Here is a 19,228-nt window from a genome sequence, read left to right on the forward strand (position 1 = left end):
GACGTCGACCAAAGACGCGAGGCGGCCCACCTCGGTTGGACCGCCTCCGCGCCCGACGTGTGGAGCTCCGCCGTGAACCCGGAGGCGAAGCGGCTCGTGCTTGGGCTCTCCTTCGACAGCGGCTAAGAGCGGGTGAAGGTGCAGGCCGATACGGCCAACGCCCGCCCGCGCGCGGTGATCCTCCGCCTCGGTGCCCTGTTCGAGGGAGTGCTCCGCCACGACCAGCGGCGGGCCGACGGATCCTGGCGCGACACCGCAGTGCACTCGATCCTCGCCCCGGAAGCGAGGACGACGCGTGGCGAGCAGGCTCAGTGCCGGTAGGATCGACACCCACGACTCCGCTCGCTCCTCCGCGGACGGGTGACTTTCTGAACGGAGAACCGCCTGATGGGGCGACTGATCTACGATTCGACCCTCGAGGTCGACTTCGATGACCGACTGCTGGCGCACCTGCAGATCGTGATCGGCTCGAAGCTCGCGCGCAATGAGTCGTTCTACTTCTCCTGGAAGGACTCCCAGGCGGTCGGCGACGGCCGGACCTCGATCTGGCTGCACCCGGCGATTCCGCTCCGCTTCAAGTACCACGGCGGTCGGGCGCCGAACATCAACCCGGACTGGATCCGCCAGCTCCTGACCGACTCGCACACCGCACACGGTCTGCGTATCAGCGAGGAACCCCACGGCACCCCTCGGCCGAGCGAGGAAAGTCTGCTGTGAGGCGTGTCGAGATCATGTACGGAGGAGCGCCGTTCAGTCTGAGTGAGACGACGGCGGCGGAGGTCCGCGAGAGTATCGATCGGGCTCTGGACGGGTCGGCCTCGCGCTGGATCACCGTCAACCAGGGCGAGGGCGAGCCTCGGGAGACGTCGATCCTGATCACGTCGGGTGTGGCGTTCTCTGTGGCCGACGTCCCGCGCTGACGAGCGCGCAGGCGCGTATCAGCCCGCGAGTACGCGCGGGAACTCGCCCGGGATCTCGCTCGCGAGGTAGCCGGTGGGCCCGATTCGCAGGGAGAGCCGGGTGTCCGCCTGCGTGTGCAGGAATGCTCCCCAGGCCGCCGCGCCCATCGGGTCGACGCCGCGCCCGCGCAGACCCGCCGTCGCTCCTGCGAGCACGTCACCACTGCCGGCGGTCGCCAGACCGGGGTGCGTGCCCTCGATGCGCACCGCGTCGCCGTCCGGTGAGGCAATCGTGTTGAACAGGCTCACGACCGCTCCGTAGCGTTCGGCGACGGCGACGGCAGCGCGCTCCACGTCCTCGACCTCGGCGCCGAGCAGGCGCGACGCCTCCTCCGTGTTCGGAGTAAGCAGGAGCCGGCCGGCGAGTCGCCGTGCGGTGCGGCGCTGGCCGGGCAGGACGCCCAGCGGGAAGGCGTCGAGGTGGACGGCGGGGACGTCGTCGAGCAGTGGTGCGAGGGCGCGCAGGGTCGCGGCGGTCGCACGCGGATCGTCGAGGCCAGGACCGATCAGGGCGACGTCCGCCGAGGCGAGCTCGCCGGCGAGGACGTCGAGGCCGCGCCCGGCGACGGAACCGGTGCGCGTCTCGGCGAGTGGAACCACTCCGCACTCGGGCAGCGCGACCGCGGTGGCCGACGCGACCGACTCGGCGACGCAGAGCGTGATCCGCCCCGCTCCGGTCCGCAACGCGGCGATCCCCGCGAGGATCGCGGCTCCGGGCGTCTTGCGGGCACCGCCGACCACGACAACGTCGCCTCGGGAGTGCTTCGACCCGCCGGGCTCGGGGAGGGGCCAGCGCTGCTCGAGCAGGGCGCGGGAGACGAGGTCACTCACGGGGGTCTCCTTCTCCGGCGGCGCGGTCGTCGTGCCGGGTGACGGGGGCGCCGGAGCGCTCGAGGTGGTCGGTGCGGTTGAAGAGCGCGAGCCGCCACTCCTCGCCCTCGCGGATGAGGCGGGTGACGGATCCGTTGGCGACCGGAGTGGAGGCGCCGATGTCGAGCAGCTCGTACTCCGACAGGCCCTCACAGACGTAGCGGAGCACGAGGACGACGGCGTCGTGACAGAAGACGACGGCCGGTCCGGGCGCAGCGGCGGCGTCGAGGTGGTCGAGGAACGCGCGGGCGCGGAGCGCGAGGTCGGTCCAGGCCTCACCGCCCGCGGGCCGGTAGTAGAACTTGCCGAGCCAGTCGCGGCGCGCGGCCTCTTCCGGCAACCGGGCCCGCACTCCTGCTGTCGTGAGGCGGTCGGTGACGCCGAGGTCGCGGTCGCGCAGGCGCTCGTCGGCGCGGAGGGGCAGGTCGATGCCGGCCTCGGCGAGGGCGAGGCGGGCGGTGGTGGCGGCTCGGCGGTAGGGCGAGGTCCAGGCGGAGGCGGGGCGTGCCTCGTCCGCCAGCCAGCGGCCGAGCGCACGCGCCTGCTCCTCGCCCGCGGGGGAGAGTTCGACGTCGGGGTCACGGCGATCGACGGCGATCTCGTGCGCTCCCGAGGCCTCAGCGGCGCTCGCCGCGATGTTGGCGAGGCTCTCGCCGTGTCGGACGAGGAGGAGCTCGGTCGGGCCGGTGGCAGGGGCGGGCATGGCTCCACGCTCCGCCCCGCTGCCCGCGGGCACCAGGGGGTTCCGCGGCGGCGGCGGGGGTTGCTACGGCGTCGGGCGGTGTCTCAACCCGAGGGGTCTCGTCCGGCGGTGTCTCGTCCTGCGGGGTCTCGTCCGGCGGTGTCTCGTCCCGAGGGGTCTCGTCCCGAGGGGTCTCGTCCCGCGGGGTCCGCGGAGGAGCGCTCCTCCGCGGACACCGCCGTGACGACCGCGGCGAGCGTCTCGAGATCGCTCAGGATGCGGAAGTGCCCGCCGGTCTCGATCCGCACGTTGACCGCGCCCTCGAGCATGCTGCCCTCGGGAATGTGCGGATCGAAGAGCCCGAAGACCGAGGTGATCCGCGCGTTCGCACCGGCGCGACTCGAGAGCAGGAGGGTCGTGGCGTTGCGCGGCGAGAATGCGCGCAGGCTGCGCAGCACGAGGTAGGGCGCATAACGGGAGCCGCCGAACGGAGTCGACACCGCCACCATCCGATCGACCCGCCCCTCGGGATCGAGCTCGGTCATCACGTACTTTCCGACGAGCCCGCCCTTGCTGTGCGCGACGATCACCACGTCGCGGAGGTGGTGCTCGGCGAGGTAGGTGGCCACGTCCTCCGCGGTGCGGGCAACCGGGCGGCCGTTGCGGCCGAGGCCCGTCAGCACGTGCAGCGGATGCCCGCGCTCGTGCAGCGGGTCGATGATCGGGCGCAGGAACGACCAGGTCTCCCAGATCCCCGGGAGGACCACGATCGGTCGCCGATCACCGTCCAGGTAGTCATCAGGGGCACGGCGCGAGAGGACGCCGCGCGCCTGCCAGGCGACGGCGTAGGCGTAGTCGCGGATCCACCAGACGGCGTTGCGCAGCAGGCGCCGGAGGCGGCTCATGCGGCCGGCTCCGCGCGCAGCGTGAGCGGGGAGACGGGTGTCTCGCCGAGGGCGGCAGCGAAGCGGAGGATCTCCCGCGCAAGTGCGTCGGGCTCCGTGCGAGGAACGACGTGGCGGGAGCCGACGAATTCAACGAGCCGTCCCGCGCGCGCGTGAGCGGCCAGGCGCTCGCACCAGTCACGGGTGGCGATCGGATCGTCGCGGCCGCGCGCGACGAGCACCGGCACCTCCAGCTCGGCGAGCCGCTCCTGCATCGGGTACCGCAGCATCTCGGGGAGCTGACGCAGGTACCAGCGGACACCGCCGCGCAGGTAGTCGGCCAGCAGGATCGCGTCCACGCCCACTGGCTCGCCGAGGCAGTCGCGCAGCAGGGCCAGCCCCTGCCGGACGGCTCCCGGCCGCTCCGGATCGACCACCGGCCCGATCAGCACCGCTGCCTCGACCAGCCCGGGTGTACGCAGCCCGAGCTCGACGGCCACCTGCGACCCCATCGAGTGCCCCACGACGATGGCGCGCGAGACACTCAAGCCGCGCAGTGCCTGCTCGACCTGCTCCGCATGCTCCATAAGGCCCACCCTGCGCCGTGGACGCCGGTTGGCGCCGAACCCGGCGAGGTCGACGCCGATCACGCGGCCGTACCGCTTGAGCACGGCGGCGAGCGGCGAGAAGGTGTGGTGCGACATCCCGATCCCGTGGATCAGGACGAACACCGCCGTCGCGCCCGGCGGACCGACATCGACCGTGCGCAGCTCGACGCCGGCGACGAGGTGCCGTCTGTGATCAGCCTGAGGTGGGTTGCTGCGCATCTCCTCAGAGTACGGAGTCGCTTGGCCCTGCGCGGATGCAGAGCTTCGCTCAGGGTGGTCTAAGCACACGCCAAGATAAAGCCCGCAAGCGCGTGTTACGCGAGCGACGGCATGAGCACCGTCCATTCCCCCCCGTGTGTTTTTGGACGCCCCAACAGTCACGACATCGGCGATTGGACCGAGACGCTGCCGTAGCTTAATCAGCAAGTCTGACGGATCGATAATCGGAACGGCGCGGTCCTCGCAGTGAAGAACGATCTTCACAGCAGGCGCTTGTACAGAGCGGATAGCCAGCGTCTTCTCATGCATGTTCTCGGCTTTCCGGGTCGCCGCGGATAGGCCAGCAAGAGTTGCGGTGACCTTCTTCGCAACGATGGTGGCCAGTTCCGTTGGGTGCACCCCCCTTGCGTCGGCATGACGGTAGTCCTTCACTTCGAGCGTTATTCATAAGCATTTACCAGCCGAGTCGGTAAAGTTCGAGGCGGGTGACGGTGCGAATGAGGTTGGGAAGTTCTGTAAGACGTCCGCGATAGCCGGTCTTGAGCTGCCCAACGTTTCCTGGACCAGTTGAATAGTTGTCTACGCGGCGAGGTTCTCGGTGATCCATGCCTGCTCGGCTTCGTTCGGGGTCCGATAGTCAAGCCCCGAGTGAAGTCGTTGTTGATTGTAACGCAGTTCGATGTACCGTGTCACGTCGCGGATCGCTTTCTCTCTTGTCGGATATTGAGGCTTATGCAAAATTGGTTTTTTGCCGAGTGAAAAAGATGAGTCCGCGGACGGCGTTGAAGGCATCTCGGAAGGTGCGCAGTGGCCGCCGGTAGTCGGTGTGGAATATCCGCCAGGTCTTGATGCTAGCAATTGTTCTCTCGATCACGTAGCGGTGGGTGTTCACGAAGCGATTGTGGTGTTTGGCGTAATTTGGCAGATGTTCTTCGCTTGGCCTCTTCTTTATTGGTGTGACCATTCCGGTGCCTTGATAGCCTTTGTCGGCCAGCGTGTTCGAGAGGTTAACGGTGTCGGCCAACCCGGTTTCTCGAAACGCGTGGGCATCGTGATGCTTGCCCGCGATCGGATCCGAAATGTGGATCAACCGACCGGAGAGATCGGCGAGGACCTGGCAGTTGTGCCCCGTGGTCATGTGTTTCCCGGAGTACAGCTCTGGCGCGTCCGACCAGGACCAGCACGGCAGGAGCGTGCCGTCGATGACGGCCGTTGTCCCGCGGAGCGCGGCCTCGACGTCCGGTTGCTCGTCGTCTATCACGACATTGAGCATCGCCTCAACCGACGCGATCGTTCGCGACACGGTCGACTGACTGACACCGACCACATCAGCGATCAACTGCTCGGTCACATTCTGGCGATAATAGAGAAGAGTGACCCGCAATGCTCCCTCGAGGGAAAGTCTGCGCGGACGTCCTCGCCGCCGACGCCACATGAACTCGTTCTCGATCCGTTCGGCGAGGATCGCGTAGTGCTCGGCCGTCATTCCCGTAGTAGACTGTGTGCGCACCGGCTGGTTCCTTTGCGAAGAGTTTCTGTTAAAGGCTGCTCTTCAATCAAAGCGGATTAGCCGGTGTTATTCGTGACCGACACGCGCAAATCCATCTCGATCAATCGTATTTTGCATAAGCCTCTGTGTACTGTACGTCCGGCCGATTAATGCCGACGCGCTCACCGTGTGCATTGACTTGTTGCTGATCAACTCGAATATCCTCTACGCCGTCGGTTTTCTTGAGCCGGTCCACGAGGTCCCCGACCTCGGCGTTCTGGTTCGCGTTCTTCCCCACCGTCCGCCCCAAAGGGTCCTTTACTAGTGGCGGTTTCGGGCTTACGTTCATGTCTTGCGGGAGTCGTGGTACTGCGGGTATTTCGTCGAGTAGTTTGTCCGCTGTTTTGTCGAGGCGTCGGCCGGCGGCGCCTCCGAGGCCGCCGGCGGCGAGTCCTCCTGCGCTGGCGGCGAGGAGGTTGTCGGTGGTGTGGGGTCCGGGGCTGGTGAGGTAGTCGGCGGTTGTGCTGACGTTGCTGTCGGCGAGGGCGCCGATCATCTCGGCTTTGAAGACGCCGGCGCCTGCTTGTCTGGCGGCGGCGGTGGCTGCTCCTCCAGCGGCGCCGCCGAGCGCGCCGACGGCGGAGTCGATGCCGACTTGGCCCCAGTCGACGCTCCCGGTGGTGGCTTTCTGGGTCGCGACGGAGATGCCGCCGGCGAGGAAGGCTCCAGATGCGGCCCCGACGAGAGCTGCGCCGGCGAGGGTGCCCACGCCGGTGAACATGAGGGCGACGCCGATCGCGACGAGGGCGCCTGCGGCGACGTATTCCCAGTTGTTCGACCACCAGTCGCTGGCGGCGGCGAAGGCGCCGTTGTTCCCGTCGCGGTAGGCGCGCAGGTCCGCGTCTGTCACTGGCCGCAGCCCCGTGGGATCCATCGCGTGGAGGGGGTCGTTCCCGGCGTAGGAGTAGGGGTTTCCTGACCAGCCTGCACCGGTGATCGCGTCGAGGGGGTCCACGGTGAGGAAGCCCCGGGACGCCGGGTCGTAGGCGCGGTGTCCGAGCCATTCCAGGCCTGCGATGGAGAGGCCGCCGCTCCCGGTTAGGCCGATGCCGGCGGGTAGGGTGATGCCGGGTGGGAGCGTGTCGGGTGCGGCTGTGCCCCAGGGGTCGTCGGCGCTTGTTGGGCGGTCGGCTCGCCACCCGGCGCCGGTCCAGGTGTCGCCGATGCCGGTGACGCCTCCCGGGGTGGCGAGGATGGGGGTGTCGCCCACGGCGAGCAGCGCGGGCGCGTACGACGCGGTGTCCCACCAGGTGTCGATGCCGTTGATGCTGGCGAGTTCGCCGAGGGTGTCGACGTGCAGGGTGGTGGTGGACGTTCCGTCGGTGACGGCGTCGAGCCAGCCGGTGGCACTCCAGGCGTAGGAGCGGTGGTGGCCGTCGCTGTCGGTGACGCGGGTGCGGCGGCCGAGGCCGTCGTAGAGGTATTCGATGCGGGTGCCGTCCTCGCGGGTGGTGGCGAGGAGTTGGCCGGCGGCGTCGTAGTCGTGGGTGCTGGTGCGGCCGTCGGGGTGGGTTTCGCGGGTGAGGCGTCCGCCGGTGTCGTACTCGAACGTCGAGGTGCCGGCGTCGGTGCGGGTCTCGAGGAGTTGCTGGGCGTTGTCGTAGCGGTAGTCGACGCCGCCGGTGGGTGCGTCGAGGCGGGTGATGCGGCCGTCCTCGTCCCGGGTCACGCGGGTTAGGGCCGTCCCGGTGCCCGCTCCCGTCTCGGTGCTGTGCTCCGTGATGAAGCCGTCGCGGTGCCGCCAGGTCTGAGCGATCCCTCCGGCGGTGGAGGCGATCAGGTGCCCCGCGGCGTCGTACTCGAAGCTCGCGCGGCCCAGGCGTGGGTGCTCGATCGCGGTGACTCTGCCGGTGCTGTCGCGTTCGTAGCGGGTGCGGGTGCCGTCGGGGCCGGCGACGGCGGTGCGGTGGCCGTCGGCGTCGTATTCCCAGGCCAGGCCCTGGCCGTCGCGGGTGCGGCGGAGGAGCTGGTTGCGGCGGTTCCAGGTGAGCGTGTGTTCGATGGGGGCGCCGGGGCCGGTGTGGTCGGTGATGACCGCTTGGCGGGCGGGGAGGTCGCGGCGGGTTTCGGAGAGCAGGCGTCCGTCGGCGGTGAGGCTGGTTTCGCGGCCGGCGGTGTCGTAGGTCCAGGAGAGGCGGTGCCCGTCGGGGTCTTGCTGCCAGAGTTGGCGGCCGGCGGGGTCGTAGCCGGCGGTGGTGCTGCGGCCGAGGGGGTCGGTGGCGGCGATGGCGTGGTCGGCGGCGTCGAAGGTGCGCCGGGTGATGCCGCCGAGGGGGTCGACGATGACGGTGTTGCGGCCGCGGTCGTCGTACTCGTAGCGGGTGACGCCGCCGACGCCGTTGACGGCTTCGATGAGTTGTCCGGCGGGGTCGTAGCGGAACCGGCGGGTGCCGTGCCAGGAGTCGCGGGACCAGACGACGCGGCCGAGGGGGTCGTAGCGGTAGCGGGCGGTGCCGCGGCCGGGGGTGTGGCGGGCGGTGACGCGGCCGGCGGCGTCGTATTCGCTCCAGCCGGTCTCGCCGGTGGGTCCGGTCCAGCGGATCTGGCGCCCGTCGGCGTCGTACTCGAGCGTCGTTGCGGCGCCGGCGGGGTCGGTGAGGGTCGCGAGGCGTCCGCACCGGTCGTACTCGAAGCGGGTGGTGGCGCCGGTGGGAGCGATCTGTTCGGTGATGCGGCCGGCGGCGTCGCGGATCAGGCGGGTGAGGCCGCCTTCTTCGTCGACGAGTTCCACGGGGCGTCCGCAGCGGTCGTAGACGGTGAGGGCCGTGGATCCGTCGTGCGCCTCGGTGGCGACGGGGCGGCCGAGGGGGTCGAAGCGGGTGCGGGAGGAGGCGGCGGAGTCCGAGACGGCGGTGGTGTTCGGGTCGGTGAAGACGGTGGTGCGCGAGCCGGTCGGGTCGATCAGGGCGCTGAGCGCGCCGTCCGCGTCGTACTCGCGGCGCCAGAGATGCCCGGCGGGGTCGGTGGTCTCGGTCAGGCGGGAGAGGGCGTCGTACGCGAACCGCCACGATGTCCCGTCGGGCAGCAGCGCGGCGGAGACGTTCCCGAGGTCATCGAACTCCCGGGCGATCGCGCGGCCGAGGGGGTCGATGGTGCGGGTCACCGCGCCGTGTTCGCCGTGCTCCATGATGGTGCGCGCGCCGAGCGGATCGACGATCGCGGTGAGGCGTCCGCCGGCCCCGTACGTGTACCGCCAGGTCGCGCCGAGCGGGTCGCGGTGGGAGGCGAGCAGACCGGCCGGCGTGTAGCGGTACTCGGTGCGCGCTCCGGAGGGGGACACTGCGGCGACCACACGGCCCGCCTGATCGCGTAGTAGCCGTGCGGTGTTCCCGTCCGCGTCGGTCGTGGTGACGAGGTCGCCGAACGGGTCGTAGCCGAGGCGGACGCTCACCCCTTCCGGGTCGGTGACCTCGATCAGCAGCCCGGCGTTCCAGGTCAGCCGGGTGCGTCCGCCTTCCGGGTCGATCACGACGCTCGGGGAGCGGTCCTCGTCGGTCGCGTACTCGTAGCGGGTGATCCCGCCCTGCTCGGCGACGACGGTCGTCACCCGGTCGAACTGGTCGTAGCCGCGGGTGATGTCCGCGCCGGAGGGGGTCTTCGTGCGCACCAGCCGGCCGCGGGCGTCGTAGGCGTGCGCGGTGACCGTCCCGTCCCGGCCGGTCGCGGAGAGGAGGTTCCCGGCGGCGTCGTAGCTCATCGACTGCCGCCGCCCCGCCGGATCGATGATCCCCACGAGGCGGCCCCGGGCGTCCGAGATCCAGGTGTTCGAGCGGGACCCGTCCGTGTCCGAGACGACGCTCGCCCGGCCGGGCAGATACGCGTATCGGGTGGTGCGCCCGAACGGCGAGGTCTGCGCCAGCACCCGCCGCTTCGCGTCGTAGCGGTTGCGGACCTCGACGACTCCGCCCGCGTCGGTCACCGACTCGATCAGACCGTCCGCGTTCCACCCGTACCGGCGCGTCCCGCCCGGGTCGGCTGCCGCGATGAGGCGGCCGGCGTCGTACTCGTACTCCACCCGGCGGCCGTCGGAGGCGTGCGCGACAACGATCCGCCCGCCCGACCACTCCAGAGCCACCCACCGGCCGCGCTCGTGCACCAGCCGCGTCAGCGCACCGTCCTCGTCGTATGCGACGTCGACCCGCGTGCCCGGGCCGCTGGCCGCTGACAGCCACTGCCCGCCCGCCGTGAACAGCCACCGGGAGCCGTCGTTCCCCGACACCACGAGCCGGTCGCCCTCCGGACCGCTCTCGCGGCTCAGCCACCGGTTCTCGCCGACGGCGCGGTCCCAGCCCTCGTCCTGCCGAGGGAACAGCACCTCCCGCCCATCCGGGAGCACGAGGGTCGCGCCGTCGTCCTCGACGCGCAGCCGCACCTGCGCCACCGAGGACCAGCCCGGCCCGAACGCCCCCGCACGCTCATCGAGGGAGTTGTAGGTGCGCTCCCACCGCAACGAGCCCGCGCCGCCGGGAAACCCCAGATCCACCTCCGTCTCGAGGAAGTTCCCCGTGCCCGTGTTCACCGGATCATCCGCGAACCCCGACGTCGGCGGCGCCCCATACGCCTGCGCGGGCGTGATCGTGATGTCCTCCCGCGACAACGCCACCCCCGCCGACCCCAGCGCGAGGGCCAGCGCACTGTCCGCGAGCGTGGACACCACTCCCTCCCCGCCCGCCGCCGCGAACGCCTCCGCGACGCTCCGCGCCCACACCACGTCCTGGTCATTCGCCGCCAGCCACGAGAGGAACCCGGTCACCACGCTGTCCGCGTCCAACGCCCCCCACCGGCACTGGTCCGCGAAATCCGTCAACAGTCCCCGCAGCCGGCCAGGACGCTCCCGCAGCTCGTCATTCGCCGCCGACGAGGCGTCCGCGAACGCCCGCAAATCCTCCGGCCGCGCAGACGACGTCCCCCCCCACCCCGCCGCCACCCGGCGCCGGAGTCTGCCGCGCCCCGACCGCCCCCTGCTCGATGGGGATCGACACCTGCTCGGCCGCAGGCCCCACCGGAGGATCCTCCTCACCGAACAGCGCCGCCCCGACCTGCTCGAACAGGTTCCGGGAGTCCTGCTCGCGCTTCCACTCCCGGGCCAGCACCCGCCGCTGCTGCTCTTTCGCAGCCTCGTCCCGCAAGCGCCCCGCCGCCACAGCCACCTCACGCAGCCGCGCCACCAACTCCGCCGCATCCGACGCGGCGGTCTGCGCGTTCTGGCGGAACAGCTCCGCGAACCCGCCACGGAACTCCGCCAGCGCCGACACCGCCCAGCCCGCCCGCGCCCCCGACTGCCCCTCCACCACAGCGGCCGCATCGGTGAACGCCGACACCACCGACTCCGCCACCCCCGCCGCGAACGGAACGTCCTCCTCGATCGCACCCAGATCCACCACCGCTACCGCCCCTCCCGAAGACCGCTCTGTCACGAAGCTGACGACAGCTGCATGAGCTTTGCTCGGCAGATTAGGTCATCGACCACGACAGGCGGCGCCCAGCCGATCAGAACGCGCCACTCCGCGGTCGGCCGGAGGCAGCGCCCAGCCACGCCGAGCGCACCCGCGCCTCTGGACCGTCGAAAGTCCAAAAGTTGTCGCACTCGGCGCCGAGTGCGACAACTTTTGGACTTTCGCGGCGGTCGCGGACCTCGGGCGGAACTCGTGAGGGGAGCACACGTCGCGCGTCCGGAGCATGGCGACGCGACGCGCCCGGGCTGCGCAAGCACGGAATTGTTCAGAGAGTCTGGAGAGCGCTCTCTTGCGGACGGGATGTCTCAAGGCCCGCCGTCAGATGTCGCGTAATCCTGCGGATCCCCGGCCTGACGCGCAAGCAGAAGACGGCCGAGGTGACTGGACAATCGCCCGAACCGCCTTCGAATCGGTTCAGAACTTTTGCTTGACCCGCGACGTAAGTGGAAGTAGCTTCATCCGCATGGTCACCGCAGACCCCCGCAGCCCTGCTGCACAGCCTCTTCCCCGCCCGTCCGACGAGTCTCAGCAGCTGCTTCTGCAGATGCGCGGCATCGTGAAGGTCTTCCCCGGCGCCCGTGCTCTCGACGGCGTCGACCTCGATGTCCGACCCGGTGAAGTGCACTGCCTCCTCGGCCAGAACGGCGCGGGCAAGTCCACCCTCATCAAGACCCTTGCCGGGGCACACCAGCCCACGGAGGGCGAGATCCTCGTCGACGGGAACGTTGTTACGATCCCGTCCCCGACAGCCGCCCTCGCCCTGGGCATCGCGACGATGTACCAGGAGCTCGACGTGGTCGACGGCCTCTCGGTCGCCGAGAACATCTTCCTGGGCCACGAACTCTCCCGCGCCGGCTTCACCGCCCGCGCCACGGCGACGAGGATCACCCGCGAGCTGATGGAGCGACTCGGCCACAAGGAGATCTCGCCGAACCGCGAGGTCGGCAGCCTCTCCGCCGCCGGCAAGCAGATCGTGCAGATGGCCAGGGCCCTCTCGCACGACGCGCGGGTGATCATCATGGACGAGCCCTCTGCCGTGCTCGACTCCGAGGAGGTCGAGAACCTCTTCCACGTGGTCCGTCAGCTGACCGCCTCCGGGGTCGCCATCGTCTACATCTCGCACCGGCTCGACGAGATCCGCGCCATCGGCGACCGGATCACCGTGATCAAGGACGGAGCCACCGTCGCGCAGAACCTCGCCGTCGCCGACACTCCGACCGCGCAGCTCATCACCCTGATGACCGGCCGTGCCGTCGAATACGTCTTCCCCGATCGCCAGGAGCTGGACACCGAGGCCGAGACGCTGCTGAAGGTCGAGAAGCTGGGCCTGCAGGGTTCCTTCTCGGACGTGTCGCTCGAGATCCGCGCCGGCGAGGTCGTGGGCCTCGCGGGTCTGGTCGGCTCCGGCCGCTCCGAGATCCTCGAGACCATCTACGGCGCGCGCCGCGCGAGCACCGGCACGGTCAGCGTGGCGGGCAAGCGCCTGCGCGCCGGATCCGTCACCTCGGCCGTGGACGCCGGCATCGGCCTGTGCCCGGAGGAGCGCAAGAGCCAGGGCCTGCTCCTGGACGAGCCCGTGTACCGCAACATCACCCTCTCGACCTTCGACCGCTTCGCCAAGCGCGGCTTCCTCGACGAGCGCTCCGAGCGCGCAGCGGCGGCCGAGCAGGCGGTCTCGCTCGACCTGCGGCCCTCCGGGGTCGACCGCGACGCCCGCACCCTCTCCGGAGGCAACCAGCAGAAGGCGCTCCTCGCCCGCTGGCTCGTGCGCGGCTGCCGCGTCCTCCTGCTCGACGAGCCGACCCGCGGAGTCGACGTCGGCGCGCGGGCCGAGATCTACACCCTGATCAGGGATCTCGCGACCAACGGCGCCGCCGTGCTCGTGGTCTCCAGCGAGATCGGCGAGGTCCTCGGGCTCTCGGACCGTGTCCTCGTGATCTCCGACGGCGCCGTGGTCCACGAGGGCCCGGCCGATTCGATCGACGAGCACCGCGTGCTCGATCTCGTTATGGAAGGAAGTGCAGCGTGAGCGGACAGCTCGACACCGCGTCGCCGTCGATCGGCGGTCCGCAGGAGGACGCCGCCCGTCACGCGTCAGCCGCAGCGGGGGGCGCCTCGGGCGGGACCCCGTCCAAGGACGCCCGCTCGGGGCTGGCCAGGATCATGCAGGGCTCGCTGGGTCGCAACGTCGGCCTGCTGCTCGCGCTGGTGATTCTCTGCATCGTCGGATTCGCGACCGCGGGGGAGCGCTTCGCCAGCGTCGACAACGTGCTCACGATCCTCCGGCTCGCCGCCGTGATCGGCGTGCTGAGCATCGGAATGACCTTCGTCATCACCTCCGGAGGAATCGACCTCTCGGTCGGCTCCGTGATGGGGCTCGCGACGGTCTGGGCGAGCACGGTGTCGACGCAGTACTACGCGGCGAACACCTCCTGGCTGGTGATCGTGCTCACCGCGGTCGTCGTCGGCCTCGTCTGCGGGCTGATCAACGGTGCGCTGATCGCGTACGGCCGGGTCGTCGCCTTCATGGCGACCCTGGCGATGCTGGTCGCCGCGCGCGGCTTCGCCGAGCTGATCTCGAATCGACAGACTCAGGTGGTCACCGTCACGCCGTTCCTCGACTTCTTCCGCGCTGACGTGCTCGGCATCCCAGTGCTCGTGCTCATCTTCGTGGTCGTCGCCGTCGCCGGCTGGATCCTGCTCAACCGCACCACCTTCGGCCGACGCACCATCGCGGTCGGCGGCAACCCGGAGGCGGCCCGCCTCGCCGGCATCAAGGTCCGCCGCCACACCATGTACGTCTACGGCCTCGCCGGGCTCACCGCCGGCATCGCCGCCGTCATGATGCTCGCCCGGACGACTGCGGGCAGCTCGACCAACGGCCTGCTCTACGAGCTCGACGCCATCGCAGCGGTCGTGGTCGGCGGCACGCTGCTGGCCGGCGGCCGCGGCACCATCGTCGGCACCGTCTTCGGCGTCCTCATCTTCACGACCCTGACCAACGTCTTCACGCAGAACAACATGTCGACCTCGACGCAGGCCGTCGCGAAGGGCGCGATCATCGTCGCCGCCGTCCTGCTGCAGCAGCGGTTCGCCGCGCGCGGCAGGAAGTCCTGACCCCGGGGCTCCGGCCCCGCTCCTCCACACCCAGCACCCCACCCGACCACTCAGGTCACTTCCCCGCAGGACACGTGTGCCCTCGGACCCCTCGGATCGATCGAAGGAGATCACTTCCATGCCCGCACGCCCCTTCACCCGCAGCCGACTCACCCGCACCACCCGACTCGGCTCGGCCGGCATCGCCTTCGGCGCCGTCGCGCTGATGCTCACCGGCTGCATCTCCAACGCCCCTGTCGAGACCGGTAATGCCGCAGGCGGCACCGCCGCGGCCGTCGCCGCCTCCGACAACGACGCCTCCGGCGACAACGTCGTCATCGGATTCACCGCTCCCGCTGCCGACCACGGCTGGATGGGCGCCGTCAGCCGCGCCGCCATCGCCGAGGCCGAGAAGTACGACGACGTGGAGCTGCGCACGGCGGAGGGCACCAACGACGTCAACCTCCAGATCAGCCAGGTCGAGACCTTCATCAACGACGGCGTCGACGCAATCGTGCTGCTGCCGATCGACGGAGCAGCGCTCACTCAGGTCGCCACCCAGGCGATGGAGGCGGGCATCACCGTGATCAATGTCGACCGCGAGTTCTCCAGCCCCTTCGCCGCTCGCTCGACGATCCTCGGCGACAACTACGGCATGGGCGTCAGCGCCGGCACCTACATCTGCGAGCAGCTGGGCGACAACCCCGGCGCCGTAGTCGCGGAGATCGCCGGCATCGACTCCCTCCCGCTGACCCAGGAGCGCAGCCAGGGCTTCTCGGACGCACTTGAGGGCTGCGGGCTGAACGTCGACAACCGCGTTGCCGCGGACTTCACCGTCCAGGGCGGAGAGCAGGCGGCGGCCAACCTCCTCCAGGCGGCGCCGAAGATCGACGCGATCTGGAACCACGACGACGACCAGGGTGTGGGCGTCCTCGCGGCGATCGACACCGCCGGACGCGACGAGTTCCTCTTCGTCGGCGGCGCCGGATCGGCCAACGTGATGCGCTCGATCGAGGCGGACGACTCCGTGGTCAAGGCCACAGTCGTCTACCCCTCGACGCAGGCCGCGGACGGCATCAAGCTCGCCCGCCTGGTCGAGCAGAACAAGTCGATGGCCGACACCAGCTCGCTCGGCGTCCCGCGCCAGATCCAGCTCTTTGCGCCGGTCGTCACGAAGGACAACGTCTCCGAGTACCTTCCCTCGGCCTTCGAGTCCTGACCCCACCAGCCCGGGTCGGCGCGGGAACCATCTCGCGCCGACCCCCACCTCGGCGCCGCCCGGATCACTGACGATCCCGGCCGCCGCGCCATCGGCATCCGCGAGAGGGGGAGTGCAAGACGCCGGCCCACGGGCCGGACAGGAGGAGACCGGATCCGCATCGTCGTGCGGACAGCAACGGACCCGGCCTCTGCGATGAACACCTCACTGAAGGAATCACATCACGCATGAATGGTAAGCGACCCTCGAGAAAAAGCATCAGGCGTTTTCTCGCACTCGGCATCGCCGGGTTGGTGACGGTCTCCGGACTCACCGCCCTCGGCCTGCCCGCCTCGGCCCACGACGGAGTGGACCACGGCTCGGAGCCGGGCGCGGAGTCCGCGCTCGACTGGAGCAATTACGAGAAGGTTCTGCTGACGAAGAACGTCGGCGAACCCCTCGACCTGGCCGTCCTCCCGGATAAGTCGGTCCTGCACACCGCTCGGAACGGCGAGATCCGCCACACCGATCCGAAGACCGGCACGACGCGCGTCGTGGCCACAATTCCCGTCTACCAGAACTCTGAGGACGGGCTGCAATCGGTGGGCATCGACCCCGATTTCGCCGAGAACCAGTGGATCTACCTGGTCTACGCACCTCCCGGGAACACGCCGACCGGCGCCGCCCCCAACATGCTCCCCGAGGGTGCCGACGACAGCTACTGGGACCAGTGGAAGGGCGTCAACCGCCTCTCGCGGTTCAAGTGGACCGGCTCGGGTCTGGACCTGGCGAGTGAGCAGAAGATCATCGAGGTCGAGACCCAGCGCGGGCAGTGCTGCCACGTGGGTGCCGACTTCGACTGGGACGCCGATGGCAACCTGTACCTCTCCACCGGAGACAACACTCCGGCGAGCGCGCCAGGTGCCGCAGGTTTCGCGCCGAACAACGACGCGCCGCGGATGAACCCGGGATTCGACTCCCGTCGCGGCGCCGGAAACACGAACGACCTCCGCGGCAAGATCCTCCGGATCGCCGTGCAGGACGACGGGTCCTACCGGATTCCCGAGGGCAACCTCTTCCCGGTGGGAACCGAGAAGACCCGCCCCGAGATCTTCGTGATGGGTGTCCGCAACCCGTTCAAGATCGATGTGGACGCCGAGACGAACACTCTCTCCTGGGGTGACTACGGTCCCGACGCCACGAAGGCCGCTGCGGCCGACGGCATCCGCGGCCCGATGGGCCTCGTCGAGTGGAACGCCACGGGACTGGACCAGCCGCACAACTCCGGCTGGCCCTACGTCCACGGACCCAACGCGCCGTACAACGAGTGGAACTTCGAGACGTCGACGCCCCGCGGCTTCTTCGACCCGGAGAACCTGAAGAACAACTCGCGCTGGAACACCGGCCTCGTCGACATCCCGGACGCCAAGGCGGCGACCGTCTACTACGGCGACAACCCGGGTGACCAGCCGTTCGACGAACTCGTCACCTTCGGCACCGGCACCGGCCAGGGCCCGATGGGCGGACCGGTCTACCACTTCGACGCGGACAACAGTTCGACGTCGAAGTTCCCGGCCTACTGGGACAAGAAGACCTTCTTCGGCGAGTTCTCGCAGGACTACATCGCGGCGTTCACGCTCGATGAGAAGCGCGCGGTCACGCACATCGAGGACTTCCTCCCCAACGCGGCGCTCAGTCAGGCCGCGCAGCCGATCCACGACAACCCGATGGACATGGAGTTCGGCCCGGACGGGTCGATGTATGTGCTCGAGTACGGCGATGGATTCTTCCGCGCCAACCCCGACGCGGGCCTGTACCGGATCGATTACGCCGAGGGCAACAAGGCCCCGCAGGCGCGTTTCACGGCGAGTCCGCTGTCAGCGTCCCAGACGCCGCTCGAGGTCAGCTTCGACGCCAAGGGATCGACCGATCCCGAGGGTGACGCACTCACCTACGACTGGGACTTCGACGGCGACGGCACCTTCGACGCCACGGGAGTCACGGCCAAGAAGACCTACACCGAGCTCGGACAGTTCACAGCCCGACTGCGCGTCACCGACGCCAAGGGCAAGTTCAGCCTGACCTCGCGGGTCATCTCGGTCGGCAACCAGGCGCCGCAGATCCAGATCCAGACGCCCGGCAACGGCTCGTTCTTCTCATGGGGCGACGCGATCCCCTACCGGGTGACCGGTAAGGACGCGGAAGACGGCGACCAGATCGTCAGCAGCCGCGTGAACTGGACCTACGGCCTCGGCCACGACGAGCACGCTCACCCCGAGGTCACCGGCACCGGTGCCACGGGAGCGTTCCCCACCTCGAAGGACTCGCCCGAACACGGCCCCGGCGCGCTGCTCTACGGCACCGTCGTCGTGACCTACACGGACGCCGGCTTCAACGGACTGCCCCCGGCCGCGGCCGAGGCGACGCTGCGGCTGAACCCGAAGACGCAGGAGGCGGAGCACGCCGCCCGGGAGGGCGTCCTGCCCTACGCGGACACCACCGCCAGCGGCGGCAACGCCGTCAGCGGACTCGGTGCGGGATCCTTCCTGCGCTGGGACCCGGTGAACGTCGCCAACCTGACCGGCGTCGTGGTCCGCGCCACCGGTGAAGGCACGGTCGATCTGCGCTGGAACGCTGCTGACGCAGCGCCCTTCGCCACGGCGACCATCCCCGCCGGAGCCGGCTGGAAGGACGTCCTCGTCCCCTTCGCCAACGCTCCCCAGGGCACCGGGTCGCTCTACGTGACCTCGCCCAGCGGCCTGTCGCTCGACTCCCTCACCTTCCAGGGTGTCGGCGCCGGTGACAAGACGGCTCCGACCGTCGCGGCGACGCTCGACCCCGCAACTCCCACCGGAGTCGGCGGCGTCTACAACAAGCCCGTGACCCTCGGCCTCACCGCGACCGACAACGGAGCGCTCTCCACCGTCCAGTACTCCGCCGACAACGGCACGACGTGGACCACGGTCCGCGCCACCAACGGCGCGTACACGGTTCCGTTCACCACGAACGGCGCCCGGACGATCCAGTACCGCGCCACCGACACGGGCGGAAACGTCTCGACCGTCGGCACGGTGTCGTTCACGATCGACCTGGCCGCGGCAAACGCCCCGACTGTCGCCTCCACGACGACTTTGGCGCTCTCGGCTCCGCGCGTGAGCTTCGGGGCACCCGGAGAGGCGACCGTCACCGTCACCGGTGAGGGCGGAACGCCCGGCGGAGAGGTCGTCCTGTACGAGGGCGCCACCGAGCTCGGACGCTCCGCGCTGAAGGACGGGAAGGCGACCTTCGCCCTCCCGCAGACCCTCGGCGCCGGCACACACACCCTCCGCGCCACCTACGGCTCGGATGGCACCTTCACGGCGTCGGAGGGCACCGCCCGTCTGATCGTCTCGAAGGCCGCCTCGGTGCTCACCGCGACCGTCTCGCCGAACCCGGTCAAGCCCGGCGCCAGCGCGCAGGTCTCGATCAGCGCGAAGTCCGCCACCGGCGTCGCCGGCACCGGCGAGGTGACCGTGATGGTGAAGAGGAACCTCTCCACCGTCGCGATGCTCACGGGCACCCTCGACGAGAACGGGAACGTCGTCGTGACGCTGCCCAAGCTCGCCGCGGGCAGCTACAAGCTCACCGTCACCCACACCGCCACGGCGAACACCACCGCCGCGTCCACTCTGTTGAACCTCACGGTCCAGCAGTAGCGATCGCGGAGG

General features: G+C 69.7%; 15 protein-coding genes. 7 read left to right on the top strand and 8 right to left on the bottom strand.

What is annotated here, in order from left to right; translation table 11 throughout:
• Positions 1-138: 138 nt before the first annotated feature.
• The 3 genes from A6122_RS17065 to A6122_RS01100 all read left to right on the top strand — a co-directional run bounded on the left by A6122_RS17065 (position 139) and on the right by A6122_RS01100 (position 920).
• Positions 139-321: a GNAT family N-acetyltransferase gene (locus A6122_RS17065; protein ID WP_208855038.1), complete on the top strand. Its 183-nt coding sequence runs from the start codon at positions 139-141 to the stop codon at positions 319-321.
• A 66-nt stretch (positions 322-387) separates the two neighbouring features.
• Positions 388-717, top strand: coding sequence for a DUF7882 family protein (locus A6122_RS01095; RefSeq protein ID WP_068250575.1), 330 nt, complete (start codon positions 388-390; stop codon positions 715-717).
• Entirely contained in the window at positions 714-920 is a 207-nt protein-coding gene (locus tag A6122_RS01100) for a hypothetical protein (protein ID WP_068250580.1), read from the top strand. The genes A6122_RS01095 and A6122_RS01100 overlap by 4 nt, the downstream gene beginning before the upstream one ends.
• An 18-nt stretch (positions 921-938) precedes the next feature.
• Here A6122_RS01100 and A6122_RS01105 read toward each other — a convergent pair whose 3' ends face one another.
• The 8 genes from A6122_RS01105 to A6122_RS01135 all read right to left on the bottom strand — a co-directional run bounded on the left by A6122_RS01105 (position 939) and on the right by A6122_RS01135 (position 11,155).
• Positions 939-1,790, bottom strand: a complete 852-nt coding sequence (locus A6122_RS01105; RefSeq protein WP_068250582.1) for an ADP-dependent NAD(P)H-hydrate dehydratase — start codon at positions 1,788-1,790, stop codon at positions 939-941.
• On the bottom strand, positions 1,783-2,532 hold the full coding sequence (locus A6122_RS01110) for a histidine phosphatase family protein (RefSeq protein ID WP_068250583.1): 750 nt from the start codon (positions 2,530-2,532) through the stop codon (positions 1,783-1,785). Before A6122_RS01110 ends, A6122_RS01105 begins: the two co-directional genes overlap by 8 nt.
• A gap of 83 nt (positions 2,533-2,615) precedes the next feature.
• Positions 2,616-3,416, bottom strand: a complete 801-nt coding sequence (locus A6122_RS01115) for an esterase/lipase family protein (RefSeq protein WP_068250584.1) — start codon at positions 3,414-3,416, stop codon at positions 2,616-2,618.
• A complete protein-coding gene (locus tag A6122_RS01120; protein ID WP_068250587.1) occupies positions 3,413-4,222 on the bottom strand; it encodes an alpha/beta fold hydrolase in 810 nt (269 codons plus the stop codon). Before A6122_RS01120 ends, A6122_RS01115 begins: the two co-directional genes overlap by 4 nt.
• Positions 4,223-4,676: 454 nt before the next feature.
• On the bottom strand, positions 4,677-4,829 hold the full coding sequence (locus tag A6122_RS17070) for a hypothetical protein (protein ID WP_208855039.1): 153 nt from the start codon (positions 4,827-4,829) through the stop codon (positions 4,677-4,679).
• 123 nt (positions 4,830-4,952) lie between these two features.
• Positions 4,953-5,708 (bottom strand): transposase family protein, encoded by a 756-nt coding sequence (locus A6122_RS01125; protein WP_084415693.1) that lies wholly within the window; start codon positions 5,706-5,708, stop codon positions 4,953-4,955.
• Positions 5,709-5,832: 124 nt separating this feature from the next.
• Positions 5,833-10,542, bottom strand: a complete 4,710-nt coding sequence (locus A6122_RS01130) for a DUF6531 domain-containing protein (protein ID WP_146085051.1) — start codon at positions 10,540-10,542, stop codon at positions 5,833-5,835.
• 73 nt (positions 10,543-10,615) lie between these two features.
• Positions 10,616-11,155, bottom strand: a complete 540-nt coding sequence (locus A6122_RS01135) for a hypothetical protein (protein WP_068250593.1) — start codon at positions 11,153-11,155, stop codon at positions 10,616-10,618.
• Between the two features lie 616 nt (positions 11,156-11,771).
• On the opposite strand from A6122_RS01135, the gene A6122_RS01140 reads away from it, so the two are divergent.
• The 4 genes from A6122_RS01140 (at position 11,772) to A6122_RS01155 (ending at position 19,216) form a co-directional block, all read left to right on the top strand.
• Complete coding sequence (locus A6122_RS01140) at positions 11,772-13,256, top strand: sugar ABC transporter ATP-binding protein (protein ID WP_208855058.1); 1,485 nt, start codon at positions 11,772-11,774, stop codon at positions 13,254-13,256.
• A 134-nt stretch (positions 13,257-13,390) separates the two neighbouring features.
• The gene (locus A6122_RS01145; protein ID WP_068256795.1) at positions 13,391-14,344 is read left to right on the top strand and encodes an ABC transporter permease; all 954 of its coding nucleotides are present in this window, start codon (positions 13,391-13,393) and stop codon (positions 14,342-14,344) included.
• A 118-nt stretch (positions 14,345-14,462) separates the two neighbouring features.
• Positions 14,463-15,542 (top strand): substrate-binding domain-containing protein, encoded by a 1,080-nt coding sequence (locus A6122_RS01150; protein ID WP_068256797.1) that lies wholly within the window; start codon positions 14,463-14,465, stop codon positions 15,540-15,542.
• Positions 15,543-15,769: 227 nt separating this feature from the next.
• Complete coding sequence (locus A6122_RS01155) at positions 15,770-19,216, top strand: PQQ-dependent sugar dehydrogenase (protein ID WP_104261856.1); 3,447 nt, start codon at positions 15,770-15,772, stop codon at positions 19,214-19,216.
• The last annotated feature ends 12 nt before the right edge of the window (positions 19,217-19,228 follow it).

Source organism: Rathayibacter tritici (assembly GCF_001641005.1).
Classification (GTDB): Bacteria; Actinomycetota; Actinomycetes; order Actinomycetales; family Microbacteriaceae; genus Rathayibacter; species Rathayibacter tritici.

Coding starts and splice junctions, on each gene's coding strand:
- A6122_RS01095 (WP_068250575.1), top strand. CDS start 388: ATGGGGCGACTGATCTACGATTCGACCCTCGAGGTCGACTTCGATGAC.
- A6122_RS01110 (WP_068250583.1), bottom strand. CDS start 2,532: ATGCCCGCCCCTGCCACCGGCCCGACCGAGCTCCTCCTCGTCCGACAC.
- A6122_RS01115 (WP_068250584.1), bottom strand. CDS start 3,416: ATGAGCCGCCTCCGGCGCCTGCTGCGCAACGCCGTCTGGTGGATCCGC.
- A6122_RS01120 (WP_068250587.1), bottom strand. CDS start 4,222: ATGCGCAGCAACCCACCTCAGGCTGATCACAGACGGCACCTCGTCGCC.
- A6122_RS17070 (WP_208855039.1), bottom strand. CDS start 4,829: ATGGATCACCGAGAACCTCGCCGCGTAGACAACTATTCAACTGGTCCA.
- A6122_RS01125 (WP_084415693.1), bottom strand. CDS start 5,708: ATGACGGCCGAGCACTACGCGATCCTCGCCGAACGGATCGAGAACGAG.
- A6122_RS01140 (WP_208855058.1), top strand. CDS start 11,772: ATGCGCGGCATCGTGAAGGTCTTCCCCGGCGCCCGTGCTCTCGACGGC.
- A6122_RS01145 (WP_068256795.1), top strand. CDS start 13,391: ATGCAGGGCTCGCTGGGTCGCAACGTCGGCCTGCTGCTCGCGCTGGTG.
- A6122_RS01150 (WP_068256797.1), top strand. CDS start 14,463: ATGCCCGCACGCCCCTTCACCCGCAGCCGACTCACCCGCACCACCCGA.
- A6122_RS01155 (WP_104261856.1), top strand. CDS start 15,770: ATGAATGGTAAGCGACCCTCGAGAAAAAGCATCAGGCGTTTTCTCGCA.